This is a genomic window from Leptotrichia trevisanii DSM 22070, assembly GCF_000482505.1.
GTDB lineage: Bacteria > Fusobacteriota > Fusobacteriia > Fusobacteriales > Leptotrichiaceae > Leptotrichia > Leptotrichia trevisanii.
The window spans coordinates 50,205-69,196 of the sequence record NZ_AXVL01000005.1; the positions used below are offsets into that span (position 1 = coordinate 50,205).

The following is an 18,992-nucleotide window of genomic DNA, read 5'->3' on the forward strand; positions in this document are numbered from 1 at the left end:
AAAATTTATATAATTTAGTAGTTTAATTTTAAATAGGTTTGAGTATATTGAAAAAGTTTGTAATGAATTCATTATCAAAATAGGGTTTAGTATAAATTCTCTTAATAAAAAAACTGCACCTCTTATATTATATACAATTTTTGGGGTGCAGTCTAGTCAATCTATGAATTAAATAGTATCTTTTTTAATCTTAATTACGATAATATTCTTCTCCATCATATCCCATTACATCTGGTGTTGAACAACTGATTAAAGTCAATCCTAGTAAGACTATAATTAATATTTTAAATATTTTGTTCATAAAAATCTCTCCTAACTATTATTTATTTGAGGTAATTGTTTAATAATCTTCATACGTACAAATTCTTCCAGTTCCAAGCATACCTGTATTTGATCCGCTACAACCTGTAAATCTTTTGTTTTCATAAGGTGTTTTACGGCACTCTTTCTTACTTCCATTTCTATCTAAAAGACAATGCGGTCTCGCAATTGTGGTTTCTCCTGTTCCGGTATCGTAATATCTACCTGTCAAAACGTCATCTTTTTTTACTTCTGCCCAAAATTTTGGACTAAACAATTCGCAGCTTGTAACTGTTAATGCCAGTAAAATTAAAGCTAAAATTTTAAATACTTTGTTCATAAGAATCTCTCCTAACTGATATTTGGGGTAATTGTTTAATAATCTTTATATGTACAGATTCTTCCCATTATATCTCTCTCTGAGCCACTACAACCTGTAAATCTTTTATTTTCATAAGGGGTTTTTCGACACTCTTTCTTATGTCCATTTTCATCTACAAGGCAATGTGGTCTTGAATTTGTGGTTTTTCCAGTGTATCTGTCATAATCTCTACCTGTCAGAACGTCTTCTCTTTTAAGTCTTTGCCACTCTCTTGGATCAAACAATTCACAGCCTGTTATTGTTAATCCAAGTAAAATTAAAGCTAAAATTTTAAATACTACTTTCATAGACATTCAACTCCTTTAATTTATTTTGTTTATTCTTATTATATTCTATGTTCTAAATATTGTGATTTAAATCTCGTTTGTTTTTTTTTTTTTTTTTTGAGTATAGTTTAATTATAAATTGAGCGAATAGAGTTAGAGTCTATGATTGAACACTTTATATCTTGCGTATTTAAAAAGTAAAATGACAATAAGTTTTTATATTATTCAAATTTACTGTTATACATTATAATCTATAAAATAAAAAAATAATAATAGTAAAAAATATTTAAAAATAAACAAAAAAAATTATAAATATTCAAATATATGTTTGATTTTAAAAGATTTTTAATGTAAAATAAAATGAGAGATTGTATAAAAACAATTTTCATAAAATGGAGGAAAAAATGGATTTTCATGGTGGAAATATTTATAAAATATTCAGGGAAAAAAATATAACAGAAATACTGGATTACAGCTCAAATATCAATCCTTACGGAGTGCCTGAGAGTCTAAAACGTAAGATTACAGAAAATATTGAGATTCTTGAGAGATATCCTGATCCTGACTATGTGGAATTGCGTGAAAAATTAGCTCAGCTGAATAAAGTTGAACTGGAAAATATTGTGCTGGGGAATGGTGCGACAGAAGCTATATTTTTGTTCATAAAAGTAATAAAGCCCGAAAAAGTGCTGATTGTATCGCCTACTTTTGGGGAATATGAAAGGGCAATAAGAGCGTGTAAAAATTCTGAAAGTCAGAAAATTGAAATTGAATATTTTGAATTAAAAGAAAAAGACGAGTTTAGGCTTAATATTGGGAAATTAAAAAAGGAACTTGAGAAAAAATATGATTTGGTAATAATTTGCAATCCGAATAATCCGACTGGAAAATTTTTGAAAATGGCTGAAATAGAGGAAATTTTGAGAGAATGCAATAGATATGATACAAAGTTATTTATTGATGAGGCATTTATCGAATTTTTAGAGGATGGATTAAAGGAAAGCATTGTAAACAGTGGGGAAAATAAGAAAAATTTGTTTGTAACTCGTGCATTTACAAAATTTTTTGCTATTCCAGGATTACGATTGGGATACGGAATTTATTTTGACAAAAATTTAGAAAAGAAAATCGCTGAAAAAAAAGAGCCGTGGAGTGTGAACAATATCGCTGAAATGGCTGGAATAACGGTTCTTGATGATACAGAATACATAGAAAAGACATTAAACTGGATAACAGAAGAAAAAAAATATATGTATGAAAAACTGAATGAAATTTCAGGAATAAAGCCTTATAAGACTGAAGTAAACTTTATTTGTGTAAAAATAAAAGATGAACTGTTTTCTAAAGGGCTGAATGTGAAAAAATTGCGGGAAAAAATGATGGAAGAAGGAATTCTGATAAGGGATGCGTCCAATTTTAAATTTTTGGATGAAAGATTTTTTAGACTAGCAATTAAGGACAGAAAAAGTAACGACAGAGTTATTAAGGCTTTGAGAAAAATTTTAGAATAAAAAAGAAAAAGAAAGGAAAGGTGCATTATTTATGAAAAGAAGACTATTATTTATTTTATCGGTATTTTTAATTTGCTCACTTTTTGCTTTTGGCGAAAACTTTCCAGATAAATCAAAAAATATAGATGGATTTATTCCAAAAGGCTGGAAATCAATTCTTTCGGCTAAAGGGGATTTGAATAACGATAAACTTGAAGATACCGTCGTTGTTATTGAAAAAGAAGATAAGGCGAACATTGTAAAAAACGAGAATCTTGGCTCTGAATATTTAAACTTGAATCCAAGAATACTTTTGGTTTTATTCAAGCAAAAAAATGGAAGCTATATTTTGGCAAGCAAGAATGACAAAGATTTTATCAAAAGTGAAGGAGATAAGGAAAATCCAGCTCTTATGGATACTTTAGACAACATCAGCATAAAAAATAATATTTTAAAAATTAAATTTAATTATTTTTTGAGTGCAGGAAGCTGGTCAGTAACACAAAATACCTACACTTTTAGATTTCAAAACAAAAAATTCGAACTTATCGGATTTGACAGCAATTCATATATGAGAAATTCTGGCAATCAAGAGGAATTTAGCATTAATTTTTCTACTAATAAAGTAAAAATTACTACTGGCGGAAATATGTTTGATGAAAAGGCAAATAAACCTAAGGAAGAATGGAAAACTATTAAAGCTAATAAAAAATATGTGTTAGATGAAATGACGAGCGATATAGTCGATGAGATTGCGAAATATGTTTATTAGGATTTTAAATGGGGATTCTTATGATTTATAAGATATTCCCTATTATTTTATATTAAATCCCATTTAAATAACGAATTTATTACAAATTTTTCTAATTAAAGGATAAAACTTAATATTTTCAAATGATTAAAACATAATTTTTACTTTTTAAATAGATTTTAGTATAAATTAATCGGTCGGAGCATTTTTCTGTACTGGCAAAACTGTCTGAGCATAGCGAGTTTTTTGTCAGTGCAGAAAAATGTCGTAGACTAGCCATAGGTTATTGCGTAGCAATTCTTGCCACAATTTTAATTATTAGGACAAACCTTTTCTGCAAGATAAGGATTTGCGGCAATGAGCAATCCTACGAAAATAAAAAAGAAAAAACATAGTAATATGAAAAAATACTTATTAATAAAATATCCAAAAAATAATAAAAAATAATTTAGTTGAATGATTATGAGTTAATTATCAAACAACTCTATTATAAAAATTTATTCCTATTTTCAAAAGGGGTTTAGTATTATAGTAAAACTGCTTTAAAACTAAACTCAAAAGTTATGACTATTTTACTCAAACCCTAAATTTATATAATTTTTAGTAGTTTAATTTTAAATAGGTTTGAATATATTTTGTTATAGATTTACTGATTAGAATGTTTGAGTATCTTATTATTAAATTGAATTGACAAAAAATGGGAAAATTAATAGAATGTAAGCAGGTAACAATTTACGGAGCAGAAGGAGTATAAAATTTAGATGAATAATTTATTTAATCCAAAAATATTAGCTAAAAAGGCTGAAGAAGAAATCGATTTAAGTAAACATAATTTTTCTGAAAGAAGAAAGGCACTAAATAAATGGATAAAAAATCTTGAAAATGGTATTCTGGATAAATCGAAAGAAGAAGAGTTTCAAGGAGAATTTTTATACGATATTTTTACAACTGTCTTGAGGACTGTGAATAAATCGGATGGAAAAAATGAATGGAATTTGGAAAGAGAAACTAAAACAAAGTTAGATGGGCAGAAGGCTGATGGAGTTTTGGGATTTTTTGATGCAGATGGAAAAAAAGATGTCAGGGCTGTAATTGAACTGAAAGGTGCGAAAGTTTCGCTAGATGTAAGGCAGGCGATACAAGAACGCCTGTAGAACAGGCTTTTAATTATGCTCCAAAATACGGAAAAAACTGTCAATGGGTTATAGTTTCAAACTATAAGGAAATACGGCTTTACAGGTCAAATGATATGACAGAATATCAGGTATTTTTTCTTGAAAAATTAAAAGATGATTTGGAATTTAAGAAATTTATTTACATTCTTTCATTTTATGCTTTGGTAGGAACTGAAAAGAAAAAAGCAAAAACAATAGAACTTTCTGAAGAATATCAGAAAAATCAAGCTGAAATTGAGAAGAAATTTTATAACGAATATAAAGCTATTAGATTACATATTTTTGAAAATATGCGAAAAAATAATCCTGCAGTAAATGAAAATACGATAATTGAAAAAGTTCAAAAATTATTGGATAGATTCTTGTTTATCTGCTTTTGTGAAGACAAAGGCTTATTGCCAAATAATATTTTTCATAAAACTTTGGAAAAAGGAAAAAAGATCGAAAATATTTTTGAAATTTTTTCATCATTGTGTAGATGGATAGACATAGGAAATTCAAGAGAAAATATTCCTCGTTTTAATGGTGGATTATTCAAAAATGATGATATTTTGGATGGACTTTATGTCGATAATGAAGTTTTTGAAGAAATGAAAAAAATATCTGAATATGATTTTGACTCTGAACTGAATGAAAATATCTTGGGGCATATTTTTGAGCAATCTATAAGCGATATAGAGGATTTGAAAAAAGAATTAAATGGGGAAGAATTTGACAAGAAAAAAGGGAAACGTAAAAAAGACGGTATTTTTTACACACCAAAATATATAACAAAATACATTGTAGAAAATTCGATAAAAAACTGGCTTGACGACAAACGAAAAGAGCTAGGCGAAGATAAACTTCCTGAACTGACAGAAAAAGATTTTGAAATAAAATATAGCAGTAAAAAAAGTGATGAAAGAATTTACAGCAAAAATTACAAAAAACATATAGAATTTTGGACAAAATACAGAGAGGCTGTAAAAAATATAAAAATTGTAGATCCAGCTTGCGGAAGCGGAGCATTTTTAATCACAGCCTTTGAATATTTATTAAATTACAACAATTATTTAAACGATAAAATTTTTGATTTGACAGGAACAAAAGATTTATTTTCCGATACGACAAAGGAAATCTTGCAAAATAATATTTTTGGCGTAGATTTGAATAAGGAAAGTGTAGAAATTACGAAATTATCATTGTGGCTAAAAACTGCTGATAAAAATAAAACACTTGCAACACTTGAAAATAATATAAAATGTGGAAATTCATTGATTGATGATATTGAGATTGCTGGGGAATTGGCGTTTAATTGGGAGAAGGAGTTTCCGCAAGTGTTTGAAAATGGTGGATTTGATGTTGTGGTGGGGAATCCGCCGTATGTTTCTACAAAACAAATACCAGTAAATGACAGAAATTATTATTGGGATAAATACAAAGAAATTTTATTTTCTGAAATGGATTTATATGAAATATTTATATATAAATCAATAAATGAATTCTTGAAAAATAAAGGTTATCTAGGATTTATTACACGTGATTCTTATTTTACAAATACAAGTTTTGAATTATTAAGAAAATATTTACTAGAAAAAACTAAAATTATTGAAATAATTGATTTTCCATATAGATTTTATCCATTTAAAGAAGTTAATACGGAAACAGCTATTCTTATTTTAAATAAAAAAATAGATAAGAATTTTGTAAATTTAAGAGTATCAAATAGAAATGTAAATAATTTATATTTGAAAGAAAGTTTAAAAAATAATATTCAACTCAGCCAAGAAGAAATATTAATGAAGTATAATAATAAAATAATAGTTAATATAAATTCAATTTTAAACAAATTATTAAAAAATAGTTTAAGATTTGGGGATTACCTAGAATTGCATAAGGGATGGATGAGTATTCCTAAAAAAATAAAAATAGGTTTAACAGAAATAGAAAAAGGGATATTTACTAAAGAAGAAGCAATAAAAAATAATATTATTAATAATTGTTCTGAATACTTGGAGGGTAGAGATATTCATAGATATTTTACTGATAAAGTAAATAAATATGTTTATATAAAAAATATTGATAAAACAACGAAAGAGTGGCATTTTTCTCCTAAAATAATACTTCAAAGAATAGTTGGTCAAAATAGAAATAAAATATTTGCAACAATAGACTTGAATCAAAAAATTATATTTCCGAATGCAAATTTAGTTAATTTGAAAAATAAAAAAGATGATGTAAGATTTTATTTAACAATTTTGAATTCTAGATTAATTAGCTATTTTTACAATTTATATTATGGAGAATCAAATACTAATTTAACCAAAATAGCTTTTGAAAATATTCCATTAGTTAATATAGAAAATATAAATCAACAGTCTTTTATTGAAAAAGCTAATAAAATGTTATCTTTAAATAAAGAATTACAAGAAATTTCACAAAAATTTCAACGAATGATTATGAGAGAATTTAGTTTAGAAAAAATTTCTACTAAATTACAAAATTGGTATTTGTTAAATTTTGATAAATTTATAAAAGAGTTATCAAAAGTAAAAGTGAAATTAAACCTTTCTCAAAAAGCTGATTGGGAGGATTATTTCATTGCAGAAAAATCAAAAGCAGAAACATTAAATAATGAAATTACAAAAACGGATAAAGAGATTGATGGGATGGTTTATGAACTGTATGGGTTGAGTGAGGAGGAGGTTAAGGTTGTTGAAAGCTAAAAAAGAAGAAAATCGAGTTACAAGAACTATAAATCAATTACATTTTGAAGACTTAGATCCAATAAGATTTGAAGAATTAATATTAGCAATGGCATATAAATGGAGAAGATGGGAATCAATAAATCATTTTGGAAAGTTAGGAAGTGATGATGGAATTGATATAGAAGCAACTGAAAATTTATATGATAGAGAAAGAATGTATATATTTCAATGTAAAAGATACCTAAAAATTTCACAGTCACAATTAAAAAAAATAGTAGATGAGTTTTTATCAAAAAATAATTTATTACCAGATGTGTATGTTTTAGTAGTAAGTTGCTCAATAAGTAAAAAAAATATTGAATTTATGAGAACTTATCTATCTAGCAAAGGAATAGAAAAATTAATTGTTTGGGATAAATCAATTTTAGAAACAATGTTATATACAGATTATCAAAATTTATTATTTGCATATTTTGGAATTAATTTAATAAAAGAACATAATAATAAAATAAAAACAATTAGACAAAATATAGCATTGAAAAAAAAGATGCACTTAGATTTTTTGAATAATAATAGTATAGGTAATTATAGTGTAACAGAACATCTAAAAAAGCCATTTTTAAAATTTGGATTTACTAAAATGATTATACATTCAATTTATGATAAAAATTATCCTTATGAAAATACGTTGTTAAATAATGATTATACAGGATATTTCAGAGTAGATATATATGATTTTTATTTTAATGGTTTAATAGTAACAGATGGATTTGTTGGAGTAAAATTAACACAGTTAGAAAATGGTAAAAAAATTAATCATAATATGAAAGCACTGAGACTTGGATATATACCTTTTGAAAATATCATAGAGTACGATATGGAAGGAGATGAATTTTATAGTAATCCTCATTTATATTGTGAATTTATAAATGTGTGCGATCCATTTGAAAAGATAGGCTACGCAGTTTTAGTATCAGATGATGAATACCAGATATTTGATGAAAGTGAAATATTAAAAATAGAAGAAATTAAATTTGAGAAAAAAGGGAAATAATGATGGAAGAATTATATATTTTAGGAAATGGATTTGATTTATATTTAGGATTAAAAACAAGATATTCGGATTATTTTAAAAATAGAAAAATTAGTGAAGAATTTTTTGAAAAAATAAAATTAATTTTCAAAAATTCAATAGGAAGTTATAATTATGATGCAAGAGGTAAAGTTTATGCTGTATTTGATTATGATGAAACTCTATTAAATATGCAAATAATCCAACTGTATAAAGATATAGAAAAAAATTTATTTTATTTATATTTAATATTCTTAAAAAAATGTGATTTGAATTGGAATGAGGTTGAAAGTAACATACTTCCTTTTATAAGAGATACATCTAAAATTTTTAAACTTAAAATGGAAACAATATTAGGAAATATAGAAAAAAATGAAATGTATAAATATTTATTAATAGCTAAAGTTATTATTAAAGATAGAAAAAATTTAAGTTTTTTAGATTTTATGATGGAACAATTAAATTTATTTGAAAAAGATTTTGGGAATTATATAGGAAGTTTAGAAATAAAAGAAGAAAATAAAAATAGACTAATAAATATTTTTAGAACGACTTGTCGAAAAAAAATTATAAATTTTAATTATAGTATATTTTTACAAGATTTAATAGATAGATACAAAGATATAGCTTTTTCAGAAATAGAAATTGCTAGGAGAATAAAGTCGATAGAAAGTATAGTAAATATACATGGTGATTTTAAAAATCCAATTTTTGGAATAGATAGCCATAATTCAGAAGAACAATTTCAAAATTTTACTAAAACATCAAGAATTTTAAATAATGATACAGTAGGAAATTTTGAATTACCAAAGCCTGAAAAATTAGGAACAATTAATTTTTTTGGACATTCTTTGTCAGAAGCAGATTATTCATATTTTCAAAGTTTATTTGATTATTACGATATTTATTCTTCAAATATAAAATTAAACTTTATGTATTCTGAATACGATAAAAATGATTTAACGAGAGCAAAAAGAGAAACACATAATAATGTTGTAAAATTAATGAACAATTATGGAGAAAAATTAGAAAATAAAGATAAAGGAAAAAATTTATTACATAAATTATTAATTGAGAATAGAATTAAATTGATAAATGTTGATAAAGAAAATAAAATTATTGATAATTCAAATTATAGTTTTAATTAAAATTTATAAAAATATAAATAGAAAGGAGTGACCACAAATGAAAATAAAAAATCTTCACATAGAAGAATATAACGGACTTGAAAATTTAGATTTGAATTTTGAGTCAGAAGGAAAAGTTTTAGATTTGATAGTTCTGGCTGGGATTAATGGGAGTGGGAAAACTAGAGTTTTGGAAAGTATTCGTTATTGGTTTGAAATGTTTAGAAGTAAAGCTGTTAATGTGGAATTATTTTATGAAGAGAATGAAATAGAAGTCTTGGAAAGTCTTATGGATAGTGAAGGATTGACAGAAGTTGAAAAAGAAGCACAAAAAGATATTGAATTTACAGATTGCTTGAGAAATATAAAATTTTATAACTATGATTACAGACACAATAAAACAGAAAATCGAAATTATAATTCAAAAATAATAAGCAGAAGTTTTGAAAAATTAAAAATATTTCCCAAAATAATTTATGTTCCAATTGAAATTAATTTTGAAGAAATTAAGAAAGCTCAAACAAATTTGAAAAAAGAATATAGTTTTATTAATATCGTAGATTCATACGAAATTAAGGATATTCCGTCCTATATTGCAACTCGGATTTCTAAAGTTGCGAATGAAGAGGAAGATTTGACAATGGGACAAGTCAGAAAAAAAGTTTTTGAGGAAATTAATGGGATTTTTGAAATTTTGGAGTTGGATGTGAAACTTTCAGAAATATCGAAAGATGAGAATAGTATGCCGATTTTTACAGATTCTAGTGGAAAAAAATTTGGGATAAATGAACTTTCTTCTGGAGAAAAGCAGTTGTTTTTACGGACTTTGGCGATAAAAATGCTAGAGCCTGAAAATTCGATAATTATGATTGATGAACCAGAACTTTCATTACATCCAAAATGGCAACAGAAAATTGTCGATGTTTATAAAAAAATTGGTAAAAATAACCAGATAATTTTGGCAACACATTCTCCGCATATTTTAGGAAGTGTGGAAAAAGAGAATATAATTTTATTAATAAAAAATCGAGATGGAAATATAGAGACTAGACTTGGGAAAGAACTTGGTAATTCGTATGGACAGACTATGGAAAGAATTCTGGAAGATATAATGGGTCTTGAGACAGATAGAAATCCTAGTGTGTACGAACTGCTTAATCAAGTAAAAGAAATGGTTAAAAATGATAATTATGAAAGTTTTGAATTTGAAAGAAAATACAGTAAAATAAAAGATATTCTAGGAGAAGATGATAGAGATTTATTTTTAGTGGATATGGATTTGCAAGTGAAGAAGGGGAGAAAAAATGCTGAAAGTAAATAAAAATGATGAGCCAAAATTTTTTGCGGAATTTAAAAAGAAAAGTAATCGGAAAAGCTGGAAAGATTTTGATTTTGAAATAAAGAGCAAACTAAAAGAGTATATGCTTGAAAATGAGCAGAAAATAGATGGAAATTATTTTTGTCCTTATTGTGAAAGACAGATTTCTGTTGAGAAAAGTCAAATTGAGCATATAAAACCTAAAGATAAATTTCCAAAGTTGTTTCATAATTACAGTAATTTTTTGACTGGTTGTCTTGAAAATCAAACTTGTGGTTCAACAAAAGGGAACAAATGGGATGATAAATTTGTGAATCCAGTTGAATATAATCCTAGAGATTATTTTGAATATAGTATTAGTACAGGCGAAATAATTCCAAAATATGAAAATGGAATAGAGTATGAAATGGCAATGAAAACAATAGAAATTTTAAATTTGAATCAAAAAAAATTATGTGAAAGCAGAAAAAGTTTTATTTATCAAAATTCTTCAAGAAAAGAAGGGAAAATAGTAATTAATATTGAAAATTTAAAATATATAACAAAATTTCCTACGCTAAAAGAATTTCTTTTAAAAAATTTAAAATCTGCAACTGAAAAATAAATAAAAAATTGGAGAGAGAAAAAAATGAAGGAAAATTTAGTAAAAAATTTTTATATTCTAAGTTTTAGTTATAAAAATTTGAGTTTAGAAGAAAGGGAAAAGTTTGTAAAAGAGGGGTATAGACATGTTTTGAGGGAGTATTTGGAAAAAAGGATTATAAAAGGGTATGTGGCTGTTGAAACTTGCCTTAGGATAGAACTTTATTTGGATGTTAGCAAGGAATTTGAAATTGAGAGATTAAAGAGGGATTTTAGGATTGAGAAGATGAAGGACTATAAAGGGGCTGAAGCCGTGAATTATTTATTGCGGGTGATTTGTGGGCTGGATTCGATAATAAAGGGAGAAGATCAGATTCTTGTACAGCTTAAAAAGGCATATTTTGATGCTCTTGACAAAAATATTACGTCTTCATTTTTGAATATAATGTTTAATCAGGCGATAGAAACTGGGAAAAGATTTAGGGCGGAAAGCAAGATAAACGAAAAAAATATTTCACTTGATTCGATAGCTGTAAAATTTATAAGAACAAAATTTGAGAGCCTTGAAAATAAAAAAATATTTGTAATTGGAGTGGGAGATTTGAGCCAGTCGATTCTTGTACTTCTTCACAAAATGAACAATTGCCATTTGACAATGACAAATAGAAGTTTGCGACGATCAATTGAATTGCAGAAAGTGTATCCAGATGTTCAAACTGCAGAATTTAACGAGAAATATAATGTTATAAAAAATATGGATATTGTAATAAGTGCCACTTCCGCACCACATTTGATTCTTGAAACAGCGAAAATTCAAAATATTTTGAATGATGGAAAAAAACGATTTTTCCTTGATTTAGCCGTTCCGAGAGACATTGAGACAAGTATTGGTGATTTTGAAAATGTTTCGCTTTATCATTTGGAAAATATTTGGGATGAATATAATAAAAATGTGGAAAAACGGGATGAAATTGTAGAAAAATATTCTTACATTATTGAGGAGCAGTTAAAAAAAATAGCGGAAAAACTTGAAAAAAGAAGAAAATATACAAATCAGAAAAATATTCAGATGGGTGAAAATAGATGAAATCAAATAAAATAATTATTGGAACGAGAGGAAGTATTTTGGCACTTGCACAAGCGGAAAAAGTGAAGGAAATGCTTATTAAAAAATATGATGAATTAAGAGAAAATGAGAATTTTTGCGGAATTGAAGGATTTGAGAAAAAAAATCCACTGGAAATAGAACTGAAAGTTATAGTTACAAAGGGAGATAAAGATTTAAGGGACTTTACAAAAATAAAAGGAACTACGCAAAAGGACTTGTTTGTGAAGGAAATTGAAAAGGAAATGCTGGAAAATAAAATAGATTTGGCGGTACATTCGTTAAAGGATATGCCACAGAATACTCCAGAAGGGCTTTTGAATGCATGTTTTCCAATGAGGGAAGACAACCGTGATGTGCTTGTTTCAAAAAATGGAAAAAAATTAAAAGAACTTGATGAAAATTCTGTAATTGGGACAGGGAGCATAAGACGGGAAAAGGAGCTTCTAAATTTGCGAAATGATGTAAAGATAAAAGCAATTCGAGGTAATATTCACACAAGGCTCAAAAAACTTGATGATGGAGAATATGATGCGATTGTGCTGGCTGCGGCTGGATTAAAAAGAGTTGGGCTGGAAAACAGAATTACTGAGTATTTTGATGCAGATGTTTTTATGCCAGCACCAGGACAAGGAATTTTATGTATTCAATGCAGGGAAAATGATAATAAAATACGACACCTTCTAAAAATTATAAATGATGATGAAGTTACAATAATGTGTAAAGCTGAAAGAGAATTTTCAAAAATTTTTGATGGAGGATGTCATACTCCGATAGGCTGTTCATCGGTTATTGAAGGGAATACATTAAAATTAAAGGGAATGTTTAATGATAACGGAATCAGAATATTTAAAGAAGTTGAAGGAAATAGGGAAAATCCAAAGGAAACTGCACAAAAATTGGCTGAAGAAATAAAAAAAGAGGAGTTGAAAAATGAGAAAAGGTAAAGTTTATATCGCAGGAGCAGGCTGTGGAGATGAAGGACTTATAACTTTAAAATTGAAAAATGTGATAGAAAAAGCGGACTGCATTGTTTATGACAGGCTTGTAAATGAAAATATCTTACAGTATGCAAAGTCTGATGTAGAAATGATTTATATGGGGAAAGAAAATACTGCTGGAGGAAAATTACAGGCAGATATAAATAATAAATTAGTGGAAAAAAGTAAAGAAGGACTTGCAGTTCTAAGACTAAAAGGAGGAGATCCTTTTGTATTTGGACGAGGAGGAGAAGAAATAGAGGCTTTAATTGCTGAAAATATAGACTTTGAAGTGATTCCAGGGATAACTTCTTCAATCGCTGTGCCAGCTTATGCTGGAATTCCTGTTACTCACAGAGGAATTAATACTTCTTTTCACGTATTTACTGGACATACGCAATTTAATGGAATAGAACTTGATTTTCCAATTATTGCAAAATTGGAAGGAACTTTGGTTTTTTTAATGGGATTAAGTAATCTTGAAAAAATAGCAGAAAACTTGATAAATAACGGAAAAAATCCGAAAACACCTGTCGCAATAATAAAAGATGGAACAACGACAAGACAGAAAACTTACACAGGAACATTGGAAACAATAGTAAATACAGTAAAAGAACATAATGTAAAATCGCCTTCCATTATTTTGATTGGAGAAGTAGTAAATTTACGGGAAAAAATGAAATGGTTTGAAAATAAGCCGTTATTTGGAAAAAATATTCTTGTTACAAGAAATAGGGAAAAACAAGGAAATATATCAAATAAAATAAATGAACTTGGCGGACAGGCTTTGAGCATTCCATTTATTAATATAGAGTATGTCGATTTTGAAATGCCTGATTTGAAGGAATACAGCACCCTTCTATTTAACAGTATAAATTCTGTTATTGGATTTATGAAAAAAATAAAGGATATTCGTGCTTTGGGAAATGTTAAAATAGGTGTCGTGGGAGAAAAAACTGCTGAAGAAATTGAAAAATATAAAATAATTCCAGATTTTTATCCAAAAGAATATACGGTAGAAAGACTGGCTAGCGAAAGTGTGAACTTTACTAAGGAAGGAGAAAAAATACTGTTTATAGTATCTGACATTTCTCCAGTAAATGAAAAAAAATATTCAGATTTATACAATCGAAATTATGAAAAACTTGTAGTGTATAAAACTCAGAAAGTTGAAGTGGAAAAGGAAAAAGCTGAAAAATACATAAAAGAAAGCAACATCTTAATGTTCTTAAGCTCTTCAACCTTTAAAGCCTTTGCTGACAGCATAAACTTGACTGAAAATGAGGAAATAAAAGAAATTCTGAAAAATAAAATTATAGCCTCAATCGGTCCTGTTACTACAAAAACTATTGAAAAATATGGATTAAAAGTAGGAATAGAGCCGAAGAAATACACTGAAGAAGATTTGTTTGATGAAATTTTGAAACAGACAGCAAGAGGATAAGGAACACCTTTTTATACTAGACAAAAGAAATATAAAGATGAAGTTTACCAGACAATGAAATAGCTGTGAAATGTTATAAGTATCCTAGTGAAAATGTCTATTGTGAGGATAAGTACGAAAATTGAGTTTATTAATTTGTAAATTTAGTGAAATGAATTGCTGTGTTTGGAAGTGGAATTTTCGAGATTCTGCTTCTTTTTTTGAAAAAATTGAGAAACATTAAAATCTATTGTATTTTTTTTTAAAGTAAATAATAAAACCCACTGGCTAGCAGATAAACCAGTGAGCATAAGGTAGAAAGGAGATTATCAAGTGCCGACTATCTTTGACGGCTAAAAATCAAAAATAGAACGATTATAACCAGCAAAATAGCCCAGTCTTGATTAATCATCGTTACCACCTCCAATCTGTGTGAAACTGTCTAAAAGGCTTGTGAAACCTTTTTGACTTGCTTATTATATCATAAAAAAAATCCCTGCTCAATTAAGAACAAGGATTTTTTTTCACAAATTTATAAAAAATTCCACACAGATTGTTTTTTATATGAAAGTATTATAACATTTTTTTCAATTTTATTCAATGCCTATTTTTTGTTTTGGGAAATTTAAACTTTTTAATATATTTAAAGTGTGATATAATAAAAACATAAATTTTATAGTATAAAATATAGAAAAGTGAAGCAAACAGGAGGAAAAATGTTAGACAAATTGGCACACTTGAAAGAAGAAGTGTTAGCAAAACTTAAAGAGGTGGAAAATCTTGAGGAGCTGAATGACCTAAGAGTTAAGATATTGGGGAAAAAAGGGGAATTTACAGCTATTATGAAGGGAATGGCTGATATTGCGGCTGAAAAGAGGGCTGAATTTGGGAAAGTTACGAATGAAATAAAAAATGTACTGCAAAATAGATTTGATGAAGTAAATACTGACTTGAAGGAAATTGCAAAACAGCAAAGACTGAAAAACGAAACTATAGATGTGACTTTGCCAGGGAGAAAGGCTAACGTGGGGTCACTTCATCCGCTTACAAAGACAGTTATGGAAATAAAGGACATCGTTTCCACAATGGGATTTGACATTGTGGACGGACCAGAAGTGGAATATGTAAAATATAATTTTGATGCATTAAACATTCCAAAAACACATCCGTCACGTGAAATTTCAGATACATTTTACATCGAAGAAGAAAATGTTGTATTAAGAACACAGACTTCTGGTATGCAAATTAGATATATGGAAGACAGAAAACCACCATTTAGAATGATTTCGATTGGGAAAGTTTACCGTCCAGACTACGATGTGTCGCATACACCAATGTTCCATCAGATGGAAGGGCTTATGGTAGGAGAAGATGTTTCTTTTGCTAATTTTAAGGCGATTTTGGAAAATATCGTGAAAAAAATATTTGGAGAAGACAGAAAAGTAAGATTCCGTCCGCACTTTTTCCCATTCACAGAGCCATCAGCTGAAATGGATGTAGAATGTGGAGTTTGTAAAGGAGCTGGATGTAGAGTTTGTAAAGGGACTGGATGGCTTGAAATTTTAGGAAGCGGAATGGTAAATCCGAAAGTTCTGGAAGGTGTTGGAATTGATCCGAAAAAATATCAAGGTTTTGCATTTGGTTTGGGGCTTGAAAGAATTACAATGTTAAAATATGGAATTGATGATTTGAGGGCATTTTTTGAAAATGATGAGAGGTTTTTGAATCAATTTTAGGATCTAATTAGTGTAATTCAGGAGAAAAATATGAAAATACGCAGATTTGAAGAAAAAGACGCTAAAAAAGTATCTGAATTGATAGTGGAAACATTGCGAAAAACAAATATAAAAGATTATTCTGTTGATTTAATAGAAAATTATGTAAATAATTTCCATCCTGAAAATGTTCTTAAAAGAGCTTCGTGGACACATTTTTATGTTGCAGAAGAAAAGGACAATATTATTGGATGTAGAGCAATTGCACCATATTGGGATAAAGTTGATGAAAGTTCTTTATTTACTATTTTTATCTCGCCTGAACATCAGGGAAAGGGAATAGGACAAAAAATTATTGAAACAATGGAAAAAGATGAATATTTTTTAAGAGCCAAAAGAATCGAGGTACCTGCGTCCATTACAGCTGTCCCGTTTTATAAGAAAATGGGATATAGTTGCAAAAATGGAATAAACAAAGCAGATGATGAAGGAATTATAAGAATGGAAAAATTTAGATAATAAGTTACTAATTTAATTGGAAGGTTAAAAATGGAAAATGAATTAGAAATAAAAATTGATGATGAATTTGCAAAAAAAGTTTATGATGAAATTTGGGCTGAATATAAAAAAACTGCACAGACAAAGACTTTTGCAAAAATTATATTGACGGAAAATGAACTAAAAATAACAGATAGCAAAGTTATGGGATTGCCTTATATCCCTAAAGGAGCAGAAATTCCCCAAACAGCTAATGGCGATAAAATGATGATGATTGCACAGATTAACTGTGACGATTTACAAGGGCTTGCAGATTTTCCAGAAAAAGGGATTTTACAATTTTTCGTTCTAAATGATGAGGATGGATTGTTAGGGCTTGACTTTGATAATCAGACTGTTCAAGATAGTTTTCGTGTGATTTATCATAAAAAAATCGAAGAGTTTTATGATGAAAATGAATTAAAAAGTATTTATAATCCTTATAATTTTGAAGAAAGCTACATTACAAACAATAATGAAAGTTATAAAATGAACTTTGAATTGATAAGCGAAAAGGAAAGATTTGAAGACATGTTTTATGATATATTCACAACAATCTGCAAGGAAAAAGAATTAAAACAAACACAGGAAGATTGGCTTTATAGAAAATTATTGAACTTTATGCAATATTCAGAAAATTATTATTCACAATGTGATGGATTTGCCTTTTTTACACAAGAAGATCCGAGAGAATATAACGAAGAATATAAAAAATTTGATACAGTGTTATTTCAACTTAATAGCGAATTTGACGAAAATACTCGGAATTGGAAAATTTGTATCGGAGATGCTGGCGTAATAAACTTTTTTATAAATCGTGAAAAGTTGAAAAATAAAGATTTTTCAGAAATTCTTTATAACTGGGATTGCAGTTAAAAATAAAAATAGGATAATTTTGGAAAATGAAAGAAAAAATATTAGGAAAAACAGTTGGAAAAGCTGGAATTTCACAAGTTCTAATTATAAAAACTACATTTATTATGGCAATTTGCATTATTTTAGGATTTTTTCTTATAATTTCGTCGCTTGTAAACTGGGGAAAAAATTATTTTGAGTTTTTATTCTGGATTGGAATATTCATTATATCACTTACACCAATTCAGTTTTTATGGCTAAAAATGGAAGAAAGTTCAGTTGGGAAATATATTTTTTATGAAAATGGCTTTGAAGATATCTTGAAAAAGAAAAAAATATTTTTTGAAGATGTGAAAAATTATTTCTATTTAAATTTAAAAAATGGTTCTGATAATGTTGAATTTCTCGTTATTGAAGTGGAAAATAAACAAAATATAATAAATAATAATTTAGAAAAAATTATAATAAATTTGAAATTAAACAGGATGGCTTCAAAATTGTTTGTAAAAAATTATGTTGAATTTGTTTTAAGGAATCAATTTAATGAAGATATAAAAAATAAGGATGAATTTGAATTTAAATTCGGAATTATTGAAGAAAATAATTTAATGAAAGACAGAATTTTTAGTTTAAATATGGATAAAAACTTAGAAAAAGTCAAGATACATAAATATATTTTTTTTAATAAAGATGGAATTAGAGTGGAAAATCAAAATGGCAAACTTTTAGAAAATTATTTTTGGAAGGAAATTAGAAAAATTACGGTTTTAGAAAATAAAAACAATAAAAATATACAAATTGAGAAGAAGACTGGAGAAGTAGTTTTTTCAAAAAATATGAAGTATATAGAAAAACCTGAATTATTTATAAAAATAATAAAAACATATTTTTTGAATTTTGATTTTAGATTTGTAGATTAATAATTTTTTTTTCATATTTATTTTTAACGCAAGGGCATCAAACGCCATGCCCTTGCATCCCCACTTTACGCAAAACTTTCTTATAAAAGAAAAAGAAAACTCGCTTTTGAATATAAGTTTTTCTAATATTGATAAATAGATTTTATTTAAAATATTTTTCAAAAGCTCAGACAATTCTTTTTCCTTTAACGAAATTTTGCTTAATATTTTATTTAAGTTAAGAATGTCGTGATTTTTTTGGAATGAAAACGATTGTTTGAGCGAAGTTTTACGTAGCGAGTTTCGTTTTCATAGTAATCAAGGTTTA

Annotated in this window: 17 protein-coding genes; 15 read left to right on the forward strand and 2 right to left on the reverse strand. The window is 27.3% G+C overall.

Annotated features, from left to right (window positions below):
• Positions 1–340 precede the first annotated feature (340 nt).
• Positions 341–640: a hypothetical protein gene (locus K324_RS14100; protein ID WP_036094917.1), complete on the reverse strand. Its 300-nt coding sequence runs from the start codon at positions 638–640 to the stop codon at positions 341–343.
• Between the two features lie 35 nt (positions 641–675).
• A complete protein-coding gene (locus K324_RS14105; protein WP_036094923.1) occupies positions 676–969 on the reverse strand; it encodes a hypothetical protein in 294 nt (97 codons plus the stop codon).
• Between the two features lie 383 nt (positions 970–1,352).
• Here K324_RS14105 and cobD point away from each other — a divergent pair, with 383 nt between their 5' ends.
• The 15 genes from cobD to K324_RS0101190 all read left to right on the forward strand — a co-directional run bounded on the left by cobD (position 1,353) and on the right by K324_RS0101190 (position 18,685).
• Positions 1,353–2,459, forward strand: coding sequence for a threonine-phosphate decarboxylase CobD (gene cobD / locus K324_RS0101125; protein WP_026747515.1), 1,107 nt, complete (start codon positions 1,353–1,355; stop codon positions 2,457–2,459).
• 31 nt (positions 2,460–2,490) lie between these two features.
• On the forward strand, positions 2,491–3,210 hold the full coding sequence (locus tag K324_RS0101130) for a hypothetical protein (RefSeq protein WP_026747516.1): 720 nt from the start codon (positions 2,491–2,493) through the stop codon (positions 3,208–3,210).
• 740 nt (positions 3,211–3,950) lie between these two features.
• Positions 3,951–4,343 carry a hypothetical protein gene (locus tag K324_RS16285; protein WP_232056098.1) on the forward strand — a complete coding sequence of 131 codons (393 nt, stop codon included), beginning with the start codon at positions 3,951–3,953 and terminating at the stop codon, positions 4,341–4,343.
• A gap of 95 nt (positions 4,344–4,438) precedes the next feature.
• Positions 4,439–7,069 (forward strand): Eco57I restriction-modification methylase domain-containing protein, encoded by a 2,631-nt coding sequence (locus K324_RS14110; RefSeq protein ID WP_248615318.1) that lies wholly within the window; start codon positions 4,439–4,441, stop codon positions 7,067–7,069.
• Positions 7,059–8,105, forward strand: coding sequence for a PDDEXK family nuclease (locus K324_RS0101140; RefSeq protein WP_155283229.1), 1,047 nt, complete (start codon positions 7,059–7,061; stop codon positions 8,103–8,105). Before K324_RS14110 ends, K324_RS0101140 begins: the two co-directional genes overlap by 11 nt.
• On the forward strand, positions 8,105–9,271 hold the full coding sequence (locus K324_RS0101145) for an AbiH family protein (protein WP_026747518.1): 1,167 nt from the start codon (positions 8,105–8,107) through the stop codon (positions 9,269–9,271). Before K324_RS0101140 ends, K324_RS0101145 begins: the two co-directional genes overlap by 1 nt.
• 37 nt (positions 9,272–9,308) lie before the next feature.
• Positions 9,309–10,571 carry an AAA family ATPase gene (locus K324_RS0101150; protein WP_026747519.1) on the forward strand — a complete coding sequence of 421 codons (1,263 nt, stop codon included), beginning with the start codon at positions 9,309–9,311 and terminating at the stop codon, positions 10,569–10,571.
• Positions 10,555–11,172, forward strand: coding sequence for a retron system putative HNH endonuclease (locus tag K324_RS0101155; RefSeq protein ID WP_026747520.1), 618 nt, complete (start codon positions 10,555–10,557; stop codon positions 11,170–11,172). The genes K324_RS0101150 and K324_RS0101155 overlap by 17 nt, the downstream gene beginning before the upstream one ends.
• Before the next feature lie 24 nt (positions 11,173–11,196).
• On the forward strand, positions 11,197–12,237 hold the full coding sequence (gene hemA, locus K324_RS0101160) for a glutamyl-tRNA reductase (protein ID WP_051354361.1): 1,041 nt from the start codon (positions 11,197–11,199) through the stop codon (positions 12,235–12,237).
• Positions 12,234–13,202 (forward strand): hydroxymethylbilane synthase, encoded by a 969-nt coding sequence (gene hemC, locus K324_RS0101165; RefSeq protein WP_026747522.1) that lies wholly within the window; start codon positions 12,234–12,236, stop codon positions 13,200–13,202. Before hemA ends, hemC begins: the two co-directional genes overlap by 4 nt.
• The gene (cobA, locus tag K324_RS0101170) at positions 13,189–14,679 is read left to right on the forward strand and encodes a uroporphyrinogen-III C-methyltransferase (protein ID WP_026747523.1); all 1,491 of its coding nucleotides are present in this window, start codon (positions 13,189–13,191) and stop codon (positions 14,677–14,679) included. Before hemC ends, cobA begins: the two co-directional genes overlap by 14 nt.
• 695 nt (positions 14,680–15,374) lie before the next feature.
• Entirely contained in the window at positions 15,375–16,394 is a 1,020-nt protein-coding gene (pheS, locus tag K324_RS0101175) for a phenylalanine--tRNA ligase subunit alpha (protein WP_026747524.1), read from the forward strand.
• Between the two features lie 30 nt (positions 16,395–16,424).
• Positions 16,425–16,892 (forward strand): GNAT family N-acetyltransferase, encoded by a 468-nt coding sequence (locus K324_RS0101180; RefSeq protein ID WP_026747525.1) that lies wholly within the window; start codon positions 16,425–16,427, stop codon positions 16,890–16,892.
• Between the two features lie 30 nt (positions 16,893–16,922).
• The gene (locus K324_RS0101185; protein ID WP_026747526.1) at positions 16,923–17,786 is read left to right on the forward strand and encodes a YwqG family protein; all 864 of its coding nucleotides are present in this window, start codon (positions 16,923–16,925) and stop codon (positions 17,784–17,786) included.
• A gap of 26 nt (positions 17,787–17,812) precedes the next feature.
• Positions 17,813–18,685 carry a hypothetical protein gene (locus tag K324_RS0101190; protein WP_026747527.1) on the forward strand — a complete coding sequence of 291 codons (873 nt, stop codon included), beginning with the start codon at positions 17,813–17,815 and terminating at the stop codon, positions 18,683–18,685.
• Positions 18,686–18,992 lie beyond the last annotated feature (307 nt).